General features: G+C 60.3%; 16 protein-coding genes and 1 riboswitch. Of the genes, 11 read left to right on the plus strand and 5 right to left on the minus strand.

Translation table 11 applies throughout. From position 1 onward, the window contains the following. The first annotated feature begins 88 nt into the window (after positions 1 to 88). The 6 genes from tig (at position 89) to HDF15_RS24505 (ending at position 8131) form a co-directional block, all read left to right on the plus strand. Positions 89 to 1525: a trigger factor gene (gene tig, locus HDF15_RS24480; RefSeq protein WP_184260745.1), complete on the plus strand. Its 1437-nt coding sequence runs from the start codon at positions 89 to 91 to the stop codon at positions 1523 to 1525. A gap of 108 nt (positions 1526 to 1633) precedes the next feature. Then, on the plus strand, positions 1634 to 2224 hold the full coding sequence (gene clpP / locus HDF15_RS24485; RefSeq protein WP_044176876.1) for an ATP-dependent Clp endopeptidase proteolytic subunit ClpP: 591 nt from the start codon (positions 1634 to 1636) through the stop codon (positions 2222 to 2224). Between the two features lie 254 nt (positions 2225 to 2478). Beyond that, on the plus strand, positions 2479 to 3765 hold the full coding sequence (gene clpX / locus HDF15_RS24490) for an ATP-dependent Clp protease ATP-binding subunit ClpX (RefSeq protein ID WP_184260748.1): 1287 nt from the start codon (positions 2479 to 2481) through the stop codon (positions 3763 to 3765). A 228-nt stretch (positions 3766 to 3993) separates the two neighbouring features. Beyond that, the gene (lon, locus tag HDF15_RS24495) at positions 3994 to 6423 is read left to right on the plus strand and encodes an endopeptidase La (RefSeq protein WP_184260751.1); all 2430 of its coding nucleotides are present in this window, start codon (positions 3994 to 3996) and stop codon (positions 6421 to 6423) included. Between the two features lie 286 nt (positions 6424 to 6709). Then, a complete protein-coding gene (locus tag HDF15_RS24500; protein ID WP_184260753.1) occupies positions 6710 to 6862 on the plus strand; it encodes a DUF3309 family protein in 153 nt (50 codons plus the stop codon). A 69-nt stretch (positions 6863 to 6931) separates the two neighbouring features. After that, positions 6932 to 8131 (plus strand): pyridoxal phosphate-dependent aminotransferase, encoded by a 1200-nt coding sequence (locus HDF15_RS24505; protein ID WP_184260756.1) that lies wholly within the window; start codon positions 6932 to 6934, stop codon positions 8129 to 8131. Between the two features lie 302 nt (positions 8132 to 8433). Here the strand turns inward: HDF15_RS24505 and HDF15_RS24510 are convergent, their stop codons facing one another. The 3 genes from HDF15_RS24510 to HDF15_RS24520 all read right to left on the minus strand — a co-directional run bounded on the left by HDF15_RS24510 (position 8434) and on the right by HDF15_RS24520 (position 12051). Further along, positions 8434 to 8715: a MoaD/ThiS family protein gene (locus tag HDF15_RS24510; protein ID WP_184260759.1), complete on the minus strand. Its 282-nt coding sequence runs from the start codon at positions 8713 to 8715 to the stop codon at positions 8434 to 8436. Next, positions 8712 to 10004 (minus strand): threonine synthase, encoded by a 1293-nt coding sequence (gene thrC, locus HDF15_RS24515; protein ID WP_184260761.1) that lies wholly within the window; start codon positions 10002 to 10004, stop codon positions 8712 to 8714. Before thrC ends, HDF15_RS24510 begins: the two co-directional genes overlap by 4 nt. Positions 10005 to 10120: 116 nt before the next feature. Further along, positions 10121 to 10223: riboswitch (SAM riboswitch) on the minus strand. A 106-nt stretch (positions 10224 to 10329) separates the two neighbouring features. Beyond that, positions 10330 to 12051 (minus strand): esterase, encoded by a 1722-nt coding sequence (locus HDF15_RS24520; protein ID WP_184260764.1) that lies wholly within the window; start codon positions 12049 to 12051, stop codon positions 10330 to 10332. Positions 12052 to 12245: 194 nt separating this feature from the next. On the opposite strand from HDF15_RS24520, the gene HDF15_RS24525 reads away from it, so the two are divergent. The 4 genes from HDF15_RS24525 to HDF15_RS24535 all read left to right on the plus strand — a co-directional run bounded on the left by HDF15_RS24525 (position 12246) and on the right by HDF15_RS24535 (position 15236). After that, positions 12246 to 12926 (plus strand): heme exporter protein CcmB, encoded by a 681-nt coding sequence (locus HDF15_RS24525; protein ID WP_184260767.1) that lies wholly within the window; start codon positions 12246 to 12248, stop codon positions 12924 to 12926. Positions 12927 to 12952: 26 nt separating this feature from the next. Next, positions 12953 to 13678, plus strand: a complete 726-nt coding sequence (gene ccsA, locus HDF15_RS24530) for a cytochrome c biogenesis protein CcsA (protein WP_184260768.1) — start codon at positions 12953 to 12955, stop codon at positions 13676 to 13678. Continuing rightward, complete coding sequence (locus tag HDF15_RS26105) at positions 13668 to 13799, plus strand: hypothetical protein (protein ID WP_260331332.1); 132 nt, start codon at positions 13668 to 13670, stop codon at positions 13797 to 13799. Before ccsA ends, HDF15_RS26105 begins: the two co-directional genes overlap by 11 nt. 234 nt (positions 13800 to 14033) lie before the next feature. After that, entirely contained in the window at positions 14034 to 15236 is a 1203-nt protein-coding gene (locus HDF15_RS24535; RefSeq protein ID WP_184260770.1) for a YncE family protein, read from the plus strand. A 5-nt stretch (positions 15237 to 15241) separates the two neighbouring features. Here the strand turns inward: HDF15_RS24535 and HDF15_RS24540 are convergent, their stop codons facing one another. Together HDF15_RS24540 and queG are read right to left on the minus strand one after the other, a co-directional pair. Beyond that, positions 15242 to 16207, minus strand: a complete 966-nt coding sequence (locus HDF15_RS24540) for a YihY/virulence factor BrkB family protein (RefSeq protein WP_184260772.1) — start codon at positions 16205 to 16207, stop codon at positions 15242 to 15244. Between the two features lie 348 nt (positions 16208 to 16555). Continuing rightward, on the minus strand, positions 16556 to 17755 hold the full coding sequence (queG, locus tag HDF15_RS24545) for a tRNA epoxyqueuosine(34) reductase QueG (protein WP_311733201.1): 1200 nt from the start codon (positions 17753 to 17755) through the stop codon (positions 16556 to 16558). Between queG and HDF15_RS24550 the strand changes: the two genes are divergently transcribed. Further along, entirely contained in the window at positions 17733 to 18467 is a 735-nt protein-coding gene (locus HDF15_RS24550) for a zinc permease (protein ID WP_311733202.1), read from the plus strand. The two genes, queG and HDF15_RS24550, sit on opposite strands and share 23 nt — an antisense overlap. The last annotated feature ends 168 nt before the right edge of the window (positions 18468 to 18635 follow it).

Here is an 18635-nt window from a genome sequence, read left to right on the forward strand (position 1 = left end):
CACTGGCGAGCGGTTACTGGCACGCGGCGCAATCTCTGCGCTTTTTTGAAGGCAATGCCACCGCCAAAACCTCTGGAAGGCAACAAACTTGACCCCCTCAAATACGATCCAAGACACGAACGAAGAGACTCTTGCCCCTGCAGTACAGCCCTCCGACGCGCTCGAACAGAGCCACGAAGGCCATGATCACGATCATGCAGGCCACGATCATCAGCACGCGCCCACGCTGAACCCCGAGCTCACACACTCCATCGAAGTCGAAGCGCCCGCCGCTGACGTCGATAAGGCCTTCCGCCAGGTGATCAAGCGCTACACCAAGCTCGCGCGCATCCCCGGCTTCCGCGCCGGCAAGGTGCCCGAGGCGATGATCAAGTCGCGCTTCGGCAAAGAAGTCCGCCAGGAAGTTCTCGAGTCGCTGGTCTCCGACCGGTTCCGGAAAGCTCTTGAAGAGCAGAAGATCAACCCGGTCTCGCAGCCCCAGGTCTCCGAACTGTTCCTCGTTGAAGGCCAGCCCCTCCGCTTCAAGGCCACCTTTGAAGTTCTGCCGGAGATCAATATCGACGGCTACGATTCCATCTCCGTCCAGCGCCCCGACTCCACGCTGACCGAGGAAGAGTACCAGGCCGAGCTTGCCAATGTTCTCGACCGCCACGCCACCGTTGAGCCGGTTGAAGAGGACCGTCCGCTCGTCGACGGCGACTGGGCCGAGATCGGCTTCCAGGGTCAGGTTCAGGAACTCGCCCAGACCGTGACTGAAGATGGCCTCGAGAGCGCTTCGAACGCCCAGCCCATCACTGGCGAAGACGTGCTCATCGAGATCGGCGGCAAGAACACGCTGCCCGCCTTCACCGAAGCCCTGCGCGGCGCGAAGATCGGCCAGGAGCTTACCTTTGAGGCCAGCTACCCCGCCGAGTTCGGCGAGGCTCGTCTTGCCGGCAAGACCGTCAGCTACGACGTCACCGTAAAGTCCATCAAGCGCAAGGACTACCCCGAGCGCGACGAAGAGTTCGCCAAGCAGCTCGGACCCTACGAGAACTGGGGCGACTTCGAGACCAAGCTGCGCGAGCATGCCGGTTCACGCAAGAAGGACGCGCTCGAAGCCCAGGCTCGCGACAAGATGCTCGACGAGTTGGTAGAGAAGTTCACCTTCCCGCTCCCCGAGACCTTCGTCCAGCAGCAGATCGACGCTCGCCTGGAGCGCGGCCTGCGCGCACTCGCACAGCAGGGCATGAGCTCCGATGCGATGCGTCAGCTCGACTTCGGCCGTCTGCGCGAAGCGCAGCGCGATCAGGCCGTCAAAGAGGTCAAGGCCTCGATGATCCTGGACCGAGTAGCCGAGCGCGAGACCGTTGAAGTCTCCGACGAGGACCTGGAACGCGAGCTCCTGATGCTCTCCATCCAGTCGCGCGAGCCCTACGACGCGCTGCGCAAGCGGCTGACCGAGGACGGATCTCTCGATCGCATCCGCGAGCAGATGCGCCGCGAGAAGACCGGCGCCGCCCTCTTCGAAAAAGTCGCCTCCTAGTGCTTTCGGGCATGACCTCCTCGTAGCGGATTCAACGTCACGAGGAGGTCATGCTTTTCCCCAACCCACCTGCCTGTATCCTGAGCAGGCTGAAAGAAAGAGAGAGCTATGGGACTCATACCAATGGTGCTCGAGCAGACGAGCCGGGGCGAACGCTCCTACGATATTTACAGCCGTCTGCTGCGCGACAACATCATCTTCCTGGGCACGCCGATTGACGACAACGTCGCCAATCTCATCATTGCGCAGATGCTCTTCCTCTCCGGCGAAGACCCAGAGAAGGACATCCAGCTCTACATCAACTCTCCCGGTGGCTCGATCTCGGCAGGTCTCGCGATCTACGACACCATGCAGTACATCAAGAACGATGTCGTGACCTTCTGCATCGGCCAGGCCGCGTCCATGGGCGCGTTCCTGCTGATGGCCGGCAAGAAGGGCAAGCGCTTTACGCTGCCCAACTCGCGCATCCTCATCCACCAACCGTCGATGGGCGGCCTGGGCGGACAGGCCACGGACATCGACATCCACGCCCGCGAGATCCTGCGCATTCGCGAACTCACCAACCGTCTGATGAGCGCCAACACCGGCCAGCCGCTCGACCGCATCGAGCGCGACGTGGAGCGCGACTTCATCATGACCGCACCGCAGGCCAAAGAGTACGGCATCATCGACGACATCATCGACCGTCCACGCACATAGCTAGAACGAGTGACAAGTGGGAAGTGATAAGTGGCAAGTGGCAAGTGACCTCAATTGAGGAGACTTGCCACTTATCACTTTCCACTTGTCACTCATTTTTGCCCCGTACCACCCTCGACACCTAGTATCTAGCTGCATATCGCCGCTCGGTTTCAGACCGGTTTTCCCGCACTTGCAGGTGTAAACTTTAGGTTGTTGCGTGGCGATCTGCCGATCACTTGCGGCAGCCTGACACAAAGGAGTTACACCCCATTATGAAGACCTCCCGGGGCTCGGAAGATTCCCTCCGCTGTTCGTTTTGCCACAAATCACAGGATGCTGTCGCCAAGCTGATCTCCTCGCCCTCCGACTACCCTCGTGCCTATATCTGTGACGAGTGCGTGGCCGTCTGCAACTCGATCCTCGAAGACGACAAGGGTGACACCCAGCCCGGCGCAGCCCCCGCGCATCTTCCCAAGCCTGCGGAAGTCAAGGCTTTCCTCGACGAGTACGTTATCGGCCAGGAGATCACCAAGAAGAAGCTCGCTGTCGCCGTCTACAACCATTACAAGCGCGTACAGATGAACCGCACCCGCGGCAACGACGTAGAGCTCGCTAAGTCCAACATTCTATTGGTCGGCCCCACAGGCTCTGGCAAGACTTTGCTCGCGCAGACGCTGGCCAAGATGCTCGACGTTCCCTTTGCGATCGTCGATGCGACCACACTGACCGAAGCCGGCTACGTCGGCGAAGACGTAGAGAACATCCTGCTCAAGCTGCTGCAGGCCGCCGAAGGCGACGTGACCAAGGCGCAGCAGGGCATCATCTACATCGACGAGATCGACAAGATCGGCCGCAAGGACGAGAACCCCTCGATCACCCGCGATGTCTCGGGCGAAGGTGTGCAGCAGGCGCTGCTCAAGCTGCTTGAAGGCACCGTCGCCAGCGTTCCGCCCCAGGGCGGCCGCAAGCACCCGCACCAGGAGTTCACCATCGTCGACACGACGAATATCCTGTTCATCTGCGGCGGCGCGTTCGTCGGGCTTGAAAAGGTCATCGGCCGACGCATCGGGAAGAAGGCGCTGGGCTTCAAGGCCATCTCCGATCCCAACGCCAAAGAGGCCGACGTTACCCCCATCCGCGCTCAGCGCGATTCCGAGCTGCTCCGCAAGGCCGAACCGCAGGATCTCCTCAAATACGGCCTGATCCCCGAGTTCGTTGGGCGTCTGCCGGTGCTGGGCATTCTTGACGAGCTCGACGAAGCCGCGCTCATCGAGATTCTCACCAAGCCGCGCAACGCGATCCTGAAGCAGTACGCGAAGCTGTTCGACTACGAGGGCGTCAAGGTCATCTGGACCGACGATGCGGCCCGTGCCATAGCCCGTGAGGCGTTGACCCGCAAAGTCGGCGCGCGCGGCCTGCGCATGATCCTCGAAGAGCTCATGCTCGACCTGATGTACCACATCCCCGGCAACAAAAAGGTGAAGGAACTCATCATCACCGAAGAAATGGTGCTCTCGCGTGATATCACCATGCCGGTGATTCTCGAAAAAGCCGGATAACGGTAATCAGAGCTATTTAGCGATACGAAAAGGGCTGAAGGCTGAATTTCTTGGTTATTAACTAAGAAATCCAGCCTTCAGCCCTTAAATTTTTCTTCGGTCTAACGGGCTATTGGCCATAAATCGTCGTCCCATGTGCAATTCCCCGCCCCGGAGTGCGCGTACAATTTCCTCCATGCCGGGCTCGCGCATCGTTCCTGCGCGATGCACGTCTAATCGGGAGACCTTATGACTAACGACGAACGCAATCTCCTCAACGGCGCTCAACGCAAACTCCCGATGATGCCCATCCGCGAGATGGTCATCTTCCCTCACATGATGGCGCCCTTCGTCGTCGGCCGCGAATCCAGCGTCCGCGCTCTCGAAGAAGCCCTCAACGGCGACCGCCGCATCTTCCTCGCGACACAGCATGACGCTGCTGTCGATGAACCTACCGCCGAAGACATCTACACCGTCGGTGTCATCGGCAACATCGTCCAGTCCGTGCGCATGCCGGACGGCAACATCAAGGTGCTGGTCGAAGGTGTCGAGCGCGCCCGGGCCAGTGCGGTGAACGACGACGATGGCTTCTTTGTGGCCACCGTGCGCACCTCGCTCGTCGAGCTCACGCCCACTCCGCAGACCGAGCAGCTCGTCGTCCGCGTGCACCAGCTCTTCGATCAGTACAACAAGCTCCAGCAGTCGCTCAACCAGGAGACGACCGCGGCGCTACGCACGGACGAGCCCGCCAAGCTGGCAGACGTCATCGCCGCAAACCTCCAGCTCTCCATCGAAGAGAAGCAGCAGATCCTCGAAGTCTTCGATCCCGAAGTACGTCTCTCGCGCATCGCCGACACGCTCGACATCGCCATCGAGAAGCTGAACATGGATCGCACCATCTCCTCGCGGGTAAAGCGCCAGATGGAGCGCGCCCAGAAGGAGTACTACCTCAACGAGAAGATCAAGGCCATCCAGAAGGAGCTCGGCCGCGGCGAGAAGTCCGAGTTCGATGAGCTGAAGAAGAAGATCGAAGAGGCCGGCATGACCGCCGAGGTCAAGGAAAAGGCCCTGCAGGAGCTGAAGAAGCTCGAAGCCATGCCGCCGATGTCCGCCGAGTCCACCGTCTCGCGCAACTACCTCGACTGGCTGCTCGCCGTGCCATGGAAGAAGCGCAGCAAGGAGATCCGTTCCATCGCAAACGCGGAGCAGATCCTCAATGAGGACCACTACGGACTGGAGAAGATCAAAGACCGCATCCTGGAGTTCCTTGCGGTACGCCAGTTGGTGAAGAATCCGAAGGGCTCGATCCTCTGCTTCGCCGGACCTCCGGGCGTCGGCAAGACCTCGCTCGGCATGTCCATCGCGAAGGCCACCGGCCGCAAGTTCGTACGTATGTCGCTCGGCGGCGTGCGTGACGAGGCTGAGATTCGCGGACATCGCCGCACTTACATCGGCGCGCTACCGGGGCAGATCATCCAGTCGATGAAGAAGGCCGGCACCAAGAACCCGGTCATCATGCTCGACGAGATCGACAAGATGGCCTCGGACTTCCGCGGCGACCCTGCCAGTGCCCTGCTCGAAGTGCTCGACCCTGAGCAGAACAACACCTTCCAGGACCACTACCTCGACGTCGAATACGACCTGTCCCAGGTTCTCTTCGTCGCGACGGCGAACGTCCTGCACACCATTCCCGGCCCGCTGCAGGACCGCATGGAGATCCTACGTCTCACCGGCTATACCGAGGTCGAGAAGCTCGAGATCGCCAAGCAGTACCTGGTGAAGAAGCAGCTCGAAGCCACCGGCCTCAACGGTGAGCAGATCAGCTTCACCGACGATGCCCTGCAGGAGATCATCCGCAACTACACGCGCGAAGCCGGCGTCCGCAACCTGGAACGTGAGATCGGCAATCTCTGCCGCAAGGTAGCGCGCAAGGTCGTCGAGAACTCCACTCATACCGTGGTCGTCACCCCGGAGGTCCTGAACGATCTGCTTGGCGTGGCCCGGTATCGTGACTCGCAGGTACAGGAGAAGTCCGAGGTCGGCCTCGTCACCGGGCTTGCCTGGACGGAGATGGGTGGCAGCATCCTGCAGACCGAAGTGCAGGTGCTCGACGGCAAGGGCAAGATGACTGCCACTGGCCAGCTTGGCGACGTGATGCAGGAGTCCGCACAGGCTGCGCTCACCTACATTCGCTCGCGCTCGCAGCATCTGGGCCTGCCACGCGACTTCTATCGCAGCATCGACATCCACGTCCACGTTCCCGAAGGCGCTATTCCGAAGGACGGCCCATCAGCAGGCATCACACTCGCTACAGCTCTCGCCAGCGCACTCACCAAGATCGCAGTACGTCGCGATATTGCCATGACCGGCGAGATCACGCTGCGCGGCAAGGTGTTGCCTATCGGAGGCCTGAAAGAGAAGCTGCTCGCGGCCCATCGCGCGGGCATCTTCGAAGCGATCCTTCCTGCCGACAACCGCAAAGACTTGGCAGACTTTCCCGAGCTCATCAAGAGCACGATGAAGCTGCACTGGGTAGAGCAGATGGACGAGGTGCTTGAGATCGCATTGACTTCCAAACTGCCGAAGCTCGCGGAGGAGTTGCCGGAAGCGCTTGCAGATGCAGTTCCCCTGATTCCGCCTTCGCACGAAGCCTCGGCTAATATCAGCACCCACCAGTAACCTTAGCTTTGGTAATTCGTTTCACAGCCCCGAAGGGGCGACCTATACCAGCCCAGGGCGTAGCCCTGGGTTACTGGCTAAACAAGAAAGAGGGCTGAAGGCCCGACCTATCTGTGGCACAACGATAGGTCGGGCCTTCAGCCCTTTACATTTCGTCTGACCCTAAATCCAGGGCTACGCCCTGGGCTGGTATAGACCGCCCCTTCGGGGCTATGAAGCCACCATCAGATAACAGCGACTGCCCTCGTTGCATCTACCTCTTAAATCGCTGTACTGGAGGCTGGACGTGGAAACTATCGTTGTTGTGATTCTCGCCCTCTTGTTGCTCGGTTCTTTCCCTGTTTATCCGTACTCCCGTAACTGGGGATATCGCGGCAGCGGAACCCTTGGCACCATCCTTCTGATCGTCATCATCCTCTGGCTGATGAAGTGGTTCTAACACTCCCGTAGTGCACTCCGGAGCTTCGCGAATAAGATGGAGGGGCGCGGTACGGAGCGCCCCTCCATCATGATCACTGCCCCTACGACCTCGACCAATCTCTACCTCAGCGATCTCGCACCCAACAGCACGCAGTCCGAGATACGCGCCATGACGGTCGCCTGCTCTGCGGTCGACGGCATCAACCTCGCGCAGGGCGTCTGTGATACCGACCCGCCGCACCCAGTCGTCGAAGCCGCCATCGCTGCCATCCGCTCCGGCCATAACATCTACACGCGCCTCGACGGCATCGCTCCTCTGCGGGAGACCATCGCACAGAAGTTCGCCACCTTCAACGGCCTGTCCGTCGATCCGGACCGCGAAGTGCTCGTCACCAGCGGGGCCACCGGCGCACTGCATGCTGCCCTGCTCGCGTTGCTCAACCCTGGCGATGAGTGCCTGGTGCTGGAACCCTTCTACGGCTACCACGTCAGCACCCTGCGCTCACAGCGCGTCATCCCGGTCATCGTCCCGCTTGATGCCCCAGACTGGCGGCTCGACCTCGACCGCCTGCGGGCCGCGATCACACCACACACTCGCGCCATCATCCTCAACTCCCCGTCAAACCCCTCCGGCAAGGTCTTCACCCAATCAGAGCTCGAAGCTCTCGCCGAGTTCTGCATTGAGCACGACCTCTTCGTCTTCACCGATGAGATGTACGAGTACTTTCTCTACGACGGCGCACGGCACATCAGCCTTGCCACACTGCCCGGCATGGCGGAGCGCACCGTCACGATCTCCGGCTTCTCCAAGACCTTCTCGGTCACGGGATGGCGTCTCGGCTATCTTGCCGCCGATGCACGCTGGCTCCCGTCCATCGGCTACTTCCATGACCTCACCTACGTCTGTGCGCCTTCTCCCCTGCAACATGGCGCTGCGGCAGGCCTGCTGGCCTTGCCTGCTTCGTTCTACGAGGAGATGGCTGTTGAATACCAGGCCAAGCGCGACGCTATCTGCGCTGCCCTGACGCGCGCGGGCCTTACTCCTTCCATCCCCACAGGCGCGTACTACGTGCTCGCCGACGCAACTCGTATCCCAGGTGCGGATGCCAAACAGAAGGCCCGCAGGCTGCTCTCCGATACAGGTATTGCTGCTGTGGCGGGGTCGGCGTTCTTCGGTAGCAATGCGGATGGGACGAATCGTGGCGAAAACCTTTTGCGCTTCTGCTTTGCGAAAAAGGAAGAGGAACTGGAAGAGGCTTGCCGAAGGCTGGATAGCTATCGTTCGTAGCGAACGATGGCTACGCGAACATTGATCTGGTTAAAGCGCTTTTAGCTTTTGCTTTTCTGGTTGTCATTCCGAGCGCAGCGAGCGAACCTGCTTCCCGCTCGTGCCGCCACAAATGTTCTTGCCCCTCCGAATGCGGGGGGCCTTCGCCAAACCACCCCAACAAGCGCAAAGTACGCGCTCGCTGGGAACCCCGGTACGGCTCAGGATGACGACGAAAAACAAGCAACGGCAAAAACGAACAACGGCAAAGACAAAGGGCGACGAGAATCTCTCGTCGCCCTTCATCTTTCGCTAGATCTTACTTAGAGACTTCCACCCGCAATCGACGGGATCAACATCACTTCATCGCCATCTTCAAACTGGTGTGCATCTCCGCCGAGAAACCGAATGTCTTCATCGTTGATGTAGACATTGATAAACCGGCGCAACTTGCCGTTCTCATCCTTCACGTTCTGGGCCAGAGCGGGAAACTTGGTATCGAACTCCGCAATCAATGCGGGAAGATCCTTCGCCTCTGAATCAAACGCCTTCTGACCTTCCGTATGCCGCGCCAATGCCGTCGGCAACACTACCTTCACGCTCACTGTACTCCTCCTGCCAATACCAGTTCCTGGGCCGCACCCACAAGGGAGCCGTCGACCTCACGAATGTACTCATCGAACGCTGCAAGCTTCGGCTTGACCGCGCGCTCCACTTCAAAGCGGCCTTCCAGCGCATCGGTCGTCTTGAGACCGTTGCCCGTAATGCACACCACTGTCGTTTCGTCGCGAGAGATACGGCCATGCGAATACAGGCGCGCCGTAACAGCCGTCGTGACGCCGCCGGCAGTCTCGGTAAAGATGCCTTCCGTCTCGGCGAGTTCCTGAATGCCGGATACTATCTCGACATCCGAAACATCCTCGGCCCATCCGCCTGTCTCGCGAATCATCTTCGCCGCTGCAGGACCGTCCGCGGGATTGCCGATAGCCAGTGAACGCGCGATCGTGTTCGGACGCTGGGGCTCAATGTAATCCCAGCCCTCCTTCACCGCGTGCGAGATCGGTGAGCAACCTGTGGCCTGTGCGCCGAAGAACCGCACATCCTTGTGCTCCACCAGACCCAGGGCGATCAGTTCCTTGAATGCCTTGCGAATCTTGCGAATCAGCGAGCCACCAGCCATCGGCACAACGACGTTGTCCGGTAGACGCCAGCCAAGCTGCTCGGCGATCTCATAACCGACCGTCTTCGACCCCTCGGCGTAGTAAGGCCGCAGGTTTACGTTCACGAAGCCCCAGTTGTATTCATCCGCAATCTGCGTGCAGAGACGGTTCACGTGATCGTAGTTGCCGTCGATCCGCACCAGCCGTGCACCATACACTTGTGTGTTCAGAATCTTTGCTGCCTCGAGATCGGACGGGACGAGGATGCAGGCCCGCAGTCCCAGGCGCGCGGCCTGCGCAGCCACCGAGTTCGCCAGGTTGCCCGTCGACGAGCAGCCCACGGTCGTAAATCCAAACGCCTGAGCGTTGGCCAGCGCGACTGAAACCACGCGGTCCTTGAAGCTCAACGTCGGGAAGCACACAGCGTCGTTCTTTACGTAGAGATTGTCAGCGCCGATGCGCTTGCCCAGGTTCTTCGCGCGAACCAGAGGAGTGAAGCCTACCGGCAGGTCGGGCTGAAAGCCCTCGGGGATTGGCAGCAGCTCTTTGTAGCGCCAGATGTTCGCGGGTCCCGCAGCGATCGACTCGCGCGTAAAACGTCCGCGCACGGACTCCAGATCGTACTGGACTTCCAGGGGAGCAAGGCACTCGGAGCACGCCGAGAGAGGAACATTGCCATAACTCTTGCCGCACTCGTTGCAGCGCAGTTCATACTTCGTACAAGAAGACACCATCATCAGCTCCGATGGCCGAAGGGTTCTGGTCTTGTGAACGCCACTCTCAATTGTCTGGAAATTGGGTACGGAGAATCGTGGAATACAGGCTCAATAGACGGGTCTGCTTCCACCGAACCTCATGTGCCCTGTTTCCAGGAGAGAGTTGACACCGGTACTTTGTTCTGTCCGGTTGTCGTGGCGTCACAGGGCTCGTCCCTCAACCACTCTGCATGAAATTCGACCCGCCGAAGCGGATGGAATAGATATTTTGTATCACGTCGACAGAGCCATCGCAAGCTTTGGCGTGGATTTCTGCCAGGGAGGCCCCTTCCGTCCGAGCGATCTAGTAGCGCCAGGATTTTACGTCAGCCCCTGCTGGAGCCGACTGGATCATGTGATCGGCCATCAACGGCAGCACGCGCTGGGTCCAGTTCGCGCTGTTCTGCTGCATGGTGTATTCCGAAGGTCCGCCCGTATAGCAATGCGGCATACCGGGACCATACTGGAACGTCGCATCGGAGTGCGGGTTTGAGGTCGCCTCAAGCTGGTTCTGGAGCAGATGGACAGCATTGTTCAGAAAATAAGTATCGCCGTCGCCCACTGCAATATGCAGCTTGCCTTCCAGCTTCGGCCCCAGGGTGCTCCAGTCCCGCTTGAGGATCGCAGCCATATCGTAGTGATCGTGCCAGTACGCCACCACTTTTTTATCGATTACGCCCGTAATCGGGTCGAGAACCTGGGCAGGATAACCATCGGGCCCAGCGGGCGAGAAGACCGCCTGCCAGATGGCCCATTGCTCCGTCGAGCGGCCGTGAGTCCCGAGGACATTCTCAAAGGCAAACTCTCCCTCGGCGGTGGCAATGACGGTGCCATCCGGCTTGCGGTCTCCGGCAGTAGGAATCTGCGCAAAATCGCCGTCCAGATGGAAGGCGTTGGGGCTGTCGTAGAGATTGATGTTCTGATAGGCGTGAAAGTCGACCGGATCAGGGCACGCGGCATACGCGCCGTTGTAGTTATCGGGGTAGAGCACCTGCGTCGCAAGCGCCTCCCAGCCGCCGGTTGAGCCGCCATAGGTCGCGCGGGCCCAGCCCTGTCCGATGCCACGGTACATCTTCTCAACCGCCGGAATCAGCTCGTCATTAACGGCTGCGCCGTAAGGACCTACGTTCGCCGAATCGACGACGTAGGAGTCGTCATAGTAGGGGTTCGCGTTCTGCACATAGAGGATGATGACGCGCGGCAGGCGGCCCGAGGTCCAGTCCTGAAACAGGCGATATCCGGCATCCCCACCACGACGGCTACGGCTAGCTTCTGCACTGGGCCTGGTGGCCAGGAACGCAGGCCCGGAGCTGGCATGATAGTGGTCCTGATAGACCACCAGAGGGTATTTGGCGTCCGGATGCTCATCGAAGCCGTCGGGCAGCAGAATCCACGCCCCCAGATAGGTATCCCTCCCCCAGAACTTGCTCAGCTTCTCACTCTTGAACTTCATATACTTGAGCCACTTGGCGCCGGGGTCTTTGGCGGCCATCACGGCAGGGTCCTGATCCGTGCCTTCGATGGGAGGAATGACCTTGTCGAGCGTGATCTTGAGGTTCACAGGTGATTTCGCGTCGACATGGAGCTTTACCGGCGTGCTGTAAGGATTGCCCGGTTTGCGGTTCCACTTCTGGCCCTCTCCCTTATCGGGAGGAAGCCAGACGTTCTTGCCGGTTTCAAGATGGAACTGCTCGTAGACGTTGAAGACCGCCTGAACGTTGTAGTCTCCCGGCGGAAGCTCCGTCAGAGAGTGCAGAGGATAGCCAAAGGTCTTGGCATCGATCACGATCGGCTTGCCAGGAGCAACGCCCTCCACGTCCACGCCAAAACCCTGCTCGGACTGGTAGTTCTCCGACAGCTCCATGCGCGGCTCGGTGCGGTCGTTTTTGGAGATGACCAGAATAAGGCGGCCATGAAGCGGAGCCGTGCCTGGAACGCTGACTTCGATGCGCTGAGCGAGCATCTTCGCCCCGGTAACAGCAAGAGCACAGCAGACAAACGCAGTGGAGAGGAGAGGCTTCCGCATAAGATCCTTCAGGCAGGAGATAGTGTCGAGACGGACAGAATAGCAGTCCACCTCTACGACTCACTATCACCTGCGTGGCAGGTAATCCCACGCATTCGTAAATGCCATACCGTGGGATATCCCGGCTGTACTCTCGGCGTCCATGAGATCCTGTCTGGCCCGGCCACAGGCCAACGCACGGTACGATAGAACTTATGAGCTATACACGGCACGTCGTCGCGCACCTGCGGAAAGACCTCCGCATCGAGTGGCGCGCGAAGGATTCGATCAACGGCATGCTGTTCTTTTCGCTGCTGGTGGTCGTCGTGTTCTCGCTGGCCTTCGACCCGACGTCCTACCCGACCGTTGCCCGCCAAATCAGCGGGGGCCTGCTGTGGGTCGGCCTGCTCTTCGCCGCGATGACCGCGCTCAACCAGTCCTGGTCCCGCGAGCTGCGGAATCACGTCCTCGATGCCCACCGGCTCGCTCCGTCGTCGGCCTCAACGCTCTTCCTCGGCAAGGCGCTGGCGAACTTTCTCTTCGTCAGCGGGGTCGAAATCGTGCTCGCGCCGGTCTTCGCGATCTTCTACAACCTGCACCCGCTTGGGCAGGTCTGGTACCTGCTGTTGATCCTGCCCCTGGGCACCTGGGCGCTGGTGTGCAACGGAACCTTCTTCGCCGCGCTCAGCCTGCGCACCCGCAATCGGGAGCTGCTGCTCCCCCTGGTGCTCCTGCCGATCTCCGCTCCGGCCCTGCTGGCGATGATCCAGGCCACCACCGCCGTGCTGACGGGCGACTCCGAACCCGGCCTCTGGCTGCGCGGACTCGTCGGCTACGACCTGATCTTCACCACACTTTGCATACTGTTATTCGACCTCGTGCTGCGCGAGGATTGAGGCCCTCAAGATAAACTGGAGGCATTGTGCAGACACGCAGTATCCCGAAACCCCTTATCTGGCTATGGCTCATAGCGACCTTTGCCGTTTTGGCAGAGGGCTATCGTCAAGCCATCTTCATCTCGCCCGCGGAAGCCACGATGGGCGACATCTTTCGCATCTTCTTCTACCACGTCCCCAATGCCTCCCTGGCGCTGGTTCCTCCCTATATCAACCTTCTGGGGTCCTTCGGCTACCTCTTCTGGCGGAATACAAATCCGGAACGTGCTCAAGCTTCAGACGCGCTCGCTATCGCCGCAGCCGAGGTAACCCTCGTGCTCACCAGCATTGGTCTCGTGACCGGCATGCTCTGGGCGCGGCCGATCTGGGGCATCTGGTGGACGTGGGACGAACGCCTGACCACCTATCTGCTGCTCTGGCTGCTCTATGTGAGCTACGTGCTGCTGCGCCGCCTGTCGTCCTCCGGCCAGACCCACACCCTGGCCGCCGTGCTCTCGATCTTCGCCGCGGTAGACGTGCCCATTACCTTCATGTCCATTCGCTGGTGGCGCACCCAGCATCCCGGCCCGGTGCTGACTGGCGGTCAGGTGGATAAGAGCATGCTTCCGGCTATCTTCTGGAACATTGCCGGTTGGGGTATGTGGTCTGCCGCTGTGCTCTGCTTCCGTTACGCGCTCGAACGCCGCCGGCAGAAGTTGGACGCTGTAAAGTCACAAGAATTTCTCGCCGAGGGAGACGCCCGTGGATATTGAAAGCTTTACCAGGGTTCATCCCATCGCCTACGTTCATATCGCCTACGCTGTCGTGTGGGGTCTTCACTTCGGATATGCCCTTTGGATCGCCGTACAGTGGCGAAAGACACCCAAGGTATAAAAAAGCAACGGAGCCAGGCAGAGTGCCCAACCCCGTTGTTCCGAGGAGTCATGCGTGGGCCCCGGCTTGGCTTGCTAGCCGCCGGGCTGTTTCCCTGAACACGCTATTTTTGAAAATGTTGCACCGGCAGTAAAAAGTTTTAAGCGGGCAAAGCCTCACACCTCAACCTCCGGTTGCAGCCACCTCTCCACACCCATACACTTCCAGACAGTGCCCATTGCCTCCAGACGCTATATGAAGCTCGCCACAGCCGCGCTCCCGCTGCTGATGGCGGGGCTTACGAGTTGCCACGGCAACGCCTTCCCCGATCATCAAGCCGGATACCACGAGTTCGCCTACGTTGCCGATGGCGACGCCGACACGGTTGCCGTGCTGGACCTCGTGTATCTGCGTCAGGATCGCATGCTGCAGGTGGGCCATCGCCCCACGGGCCTCGCCGTCAACCCCGTCCGCAACGAGGTGTATGCCGTCAACACCGGCAGCGACTCGGTCAGCGTGATCGACACCGAAAATAATCGTGTCGCCGCCACCATCGGCGTGCATCATACGCCGTATTTCATCGATGTTGCCCCTGACGGCAAACGTGCCTATGTCGCGAACTCGGCGTCGAATACCGTGAGCGTGATCGATCTGGACAAGCGCCGCGAGATTGCCGTCGCAGCGGCCGGAGAGGGCCCCGGCATGGCCCGCGTGGCTCCGGACAACCGCACCCTGGTCGTCAGCAATCGGATTGCGGGCAGCGTCTCCGTCTATTCCATTACGGACTCCGACAGACATCCCCTGGAGTTCCGGGAGGCCTTCTCCGGCTGCCCCGGAGCGACAGACATTGCCATTTCAGCGAACTCCACTTCGGAGCCGAAGTCGGGAGCCAAGGCGTTCGTCGCCTGCTCCGGCGGCCACCAGATCATGGACATCTGGCTCGCCGCCTCTGCTGATTCATGGCGCGGTCAGCAGGACCATTCGCTGCAGCACGATCAGATGCTGGCCCTGCTCGACGTCGGCAAGACTCCGACACACCTCGCGCTGAAGCCCGACAGCGGCGAAGTCTTCTCGACCAACTTCGACTCCGACAGCATCTCCGAGATCTCTACCTGGACCAATGAGGTAAGCGGCACCTATGTCATCGGCGCCAAGCCTTCGCGCGCCATCGTCAGCCAGGACAACACGAGCTTGTGGGTCACGAACTTTGGTGCGGACTCCACCAGCCTGTACAGCATCGATGACGGTCGGCTTATCACCGGCATCCGTACCGGCTCGCGCCCCGATGCCATCGCCTTCTCCGCGGATGAACACCTGCTGCTGGTCGCCGACTCAGGCGCCAGCGATGTTGCGGTCATTCGTACCCAGAGCAAGAGCGGCTTTCCGCAACTCTTTACGATATTGCCCGCGGGCAAGCATCCGAACGACATCGTCGTGAAGGCGTTTCAGTCGAAGTGAAGCAATCAGCTGGCGCGCTGTTCGGCGATCTCGTCAGCGCGCGTCTCGCGCAGGGCCTGCCGTGTAGCCGAGACATAGGCCCCTGCCAGTAGCAACAGGCCTGAGATAAAGGCCCACATGATCAGGCTGACCGACACCTCAAACGGCCCATAGACCGAGCGAAAGTCGAGGTGCGGCAGCGCGAGAACGTAGAGATACTTCGCACCCTCCCACAGGAGACCGACGATGATCGCCGTCGGCAGAACGGCCCGTGCAGGAATCTTGCGGTTCGGCAGCACCCAATAGATCAGGAAAAACAGGCCGATGCTGGCGATCATTGCGCACAGCTTCATGAAGATATGTGCGATGAAGTTGAAAACAACTCCATCGGTGTGCCCGAAGAAGATCCAGCCCATCACGGTGCGCTGTCCTGCGCTAAGCGCGACCGACGACATCGCCAGAGCAGCAACCCCTACAGCCAGGCCGATCGATACCACCTGGTTCTGCAAGTAAGAGCGGTTCTTGCGAACGCCCCAGACGCTGTTCAGAGCAACCTCCAGCGGGAGGAACACGCCGGTTGCCGTAATGAAGAGCATCACCACCGAAACGAGTTTGGTCTTGGTATGCGCATACGCCAGCACACGCATATTCCGCATGACGAAGTCCTGGTTGTTGGGCAGAAAGTGGGTCATCATCTCCCCGACGACGTCGAACATCTTCGCCGAGTGAAAGACCTTCTGCGACAACGTAAGCATGAGCACGATGAAGGGAAACAGGGAGAGAATCACCTGCGCCGCGACACTGAAGGCATAGGTATGCACCTCGGTCTTGGTCATGTAGAGGCCGAGCGCCTTTACCTGTTCCCAGGTCCCGCCTGCATGCACGGGACGTGCAGGTGCCGCGACGAGGTTCGTCGCAATGTTCTCGTCCCCGGCCTCGCGAACCGTTGCCGGGGCGACGCTGCGCGGCGCTATGGAACTCTCAGGGGACATGCTCATAGTTTACTTGGATGGCTGTATGGGCATGGAACGACATGCCGTTGTTTGTTTTTCGCCGTTGTCTGCTTTCGCCGTTGCTTGTTTTTCGTCGTCATCCTGAGCCGTAGGCGAAGGACCCCCGCATTCGTGCCATCACGAGCGCTAAATGAGCCACCACAAATGTTTGATGTTGCGCTTTTCGTTCGTGGCAGCACAGACGCAAAGCGCACTACAAGCATTAGTGGTGATGCGCTTTGTATCTGTGGCGATACTTAATGCGGGGGTCCTTCGCCTACGGCTCAGGATGACGACGAAAAACAAACAACGGCAAGGACAAGCACCGCACCCACGCTATCGTCTGCTCTATGAAAGCCGGCGAATCGCCCACGCCGCAGCCTCCGCCAGCACAGCATCATCCCCTGCGGCCCAGCTCTCAAGCTGCGGCAAGAACTCGTGTTCGCCGCTATTCCCCATCGCAATCGCCACGTTGCGCAGAATACGCTTGCGCCGCGTGCGTTCGAGTGGCGACCCACGAAACCAGCGATTGAATGTCGGACCATCCATCCCGGCCAGCCACTCGAGCGCGGGGTTCACCAACTCGCGCCGTGCAGGCAACGCAGGAGAAGCCGCCACCGGCGCGCGCCGGTTCCACGGGCACACATCCTGGCAGATATCGCACCCAAAGACCTGCCGTCCCATCAGTGGGAGCAGGTCTTCTGCAAGGCTTCCCTTCTTTTCGATGGTCAGGTAGGCGATGCAGCGCGAGGCGTCCATCTGCCTCGGAGCAACCAGGGCGTCGGTAGGGCAGGCATCGATGCAGCGCGTGCAGGAGCCGCAACGATCGGCTGCGGGCACAGCCCAAGCGTCCGCCGCGAGCTCCAGCGATGTAACGATCACGCCCAGCAACAGCCACGACCCCTGTTGCTGGTTGATCACGCAGGTATTCTTGCCAATCCATCCGACACCTGCACGCTCGGCATAGCCGCGCTCCAGGATCGGGCCGGTATCGACATAGCAGCGCGTCTCGCAACTCTCTCCGAATCGCTGCTTCAGCTCGGCCTCTACAGCGCGAAGCTTCGGTAGTAAGACCTCGTGATAGTCGCTACCTTTAGGCTCTTGGCCGCTGCCAGCCTGCTCAAGGCCACTCCACGCATAGCGCGCGATCCACCCAGCGATGGCAGGAGCGGGATCGATCGATCGTGGCTCCTCCGCGTTGTAGTTCACGGCACAGACGATCACCGATTGCGCCCAGGGCATGGCGCGGCGCAGATCTCCGCGCAGCAACTCCCCGGCTTCATTCGCCCGCTTCAGGTACTCCATCTCGCCTGCGCGACCGGCCGCAATCCACTCCGTGAAGCGACGATCGTTCATATCCGCTTCCGGGCTGCTCTCCGCAGGCACTGCGGCAATCCCCGCGAGATCGAAGCCCGCAGCCAAAGCGCGTGCTTGAATCCAGTCCCGGTCTACGCGCATCAGCATATTGTTATTTTCGCCGACCAATGCCAATAAGGTAGTCTTAAGTTCTAGCTCCAACCTGCCCGTGCCTATTTTGTTACTCATCATTCCCGTGCTGTCCACTCTCACGGGAGGCCTTCTGGCCATTCGCTTTCGGCGGTCGCTGGCCCTGCTCATCGCGCTCGGCGCGGGGTTGCTGCTCGGCGCGGCCTTTCTCGACCTGTTGCCCGAAGCCATCCTGCTGGGCGAACCGACCGGATTCACCCCCACAAACGTTCTTGGCGTGGCCCTGATCTCCTTCCTGTTGTGCCTCGCTCTCGGGAACGGGCTGGATGCCCTGGCAGCGCGCTGGGAGTCCACCGCCTTCTCCCGCCGCACCATCGGCAGGATTGGCGGCACCATGCTGATCTTTCACAGCTTCCGCGATGGCATGGCCATCGGGCTCGCCTATGCCGCGTCGCACGAGGCCGGATACGCCGTCGCCGCAGGCATCGCGGCACACGACCTGGGCGACGGCATGAACACGGTCCTGCTGACCAGCGGCGGAGAACATGCCCAACCAGCGGACTATGCGTTCCTCATCGCCGACTCTATCGCTCCGCTGCTCGGCGGCCTGGCGACCGTCTGGTGGACGTTCTCCACGAAGAGCTCGGTGATCCTGCTCGCGATTGCCGCCGGGTTCTTCATCCAACTGGCAACCAGCGACTTCCTCCCCGAAGCCCGCCGTCGCGAAGGCCCACGCACAGCCATCATGGCCGCGGTATTTCTCGGTTCAGCCGGAATCTATGTCGCAAACCTGCTGATTGGGCATCTTCACTAGCGGGAGCCATCCAACGGCTATCCGAACTTGTGTTTGAACCGTGCAAAGAGCTTCCTGTGGCAAGCCCCGGAAGGGCACGGTTTCACAGGCTGCGGAAAAAGGGTGTTACCGCTGCGTGTTTGTTCCTGTAATGAAGGAAGAGGGTTTTTCAGCCTTTGCTTTTGTGGG

The sequence above is a fragment of the Granulicella mallensis genome, from assembly GCF_014203225.1.
Lineage (GTDB): Bacteria > Acidobacteriota > Terriglobia > Terriglobales > Acidobacteriaceae > Granulicella > Granulicella mallensis_A.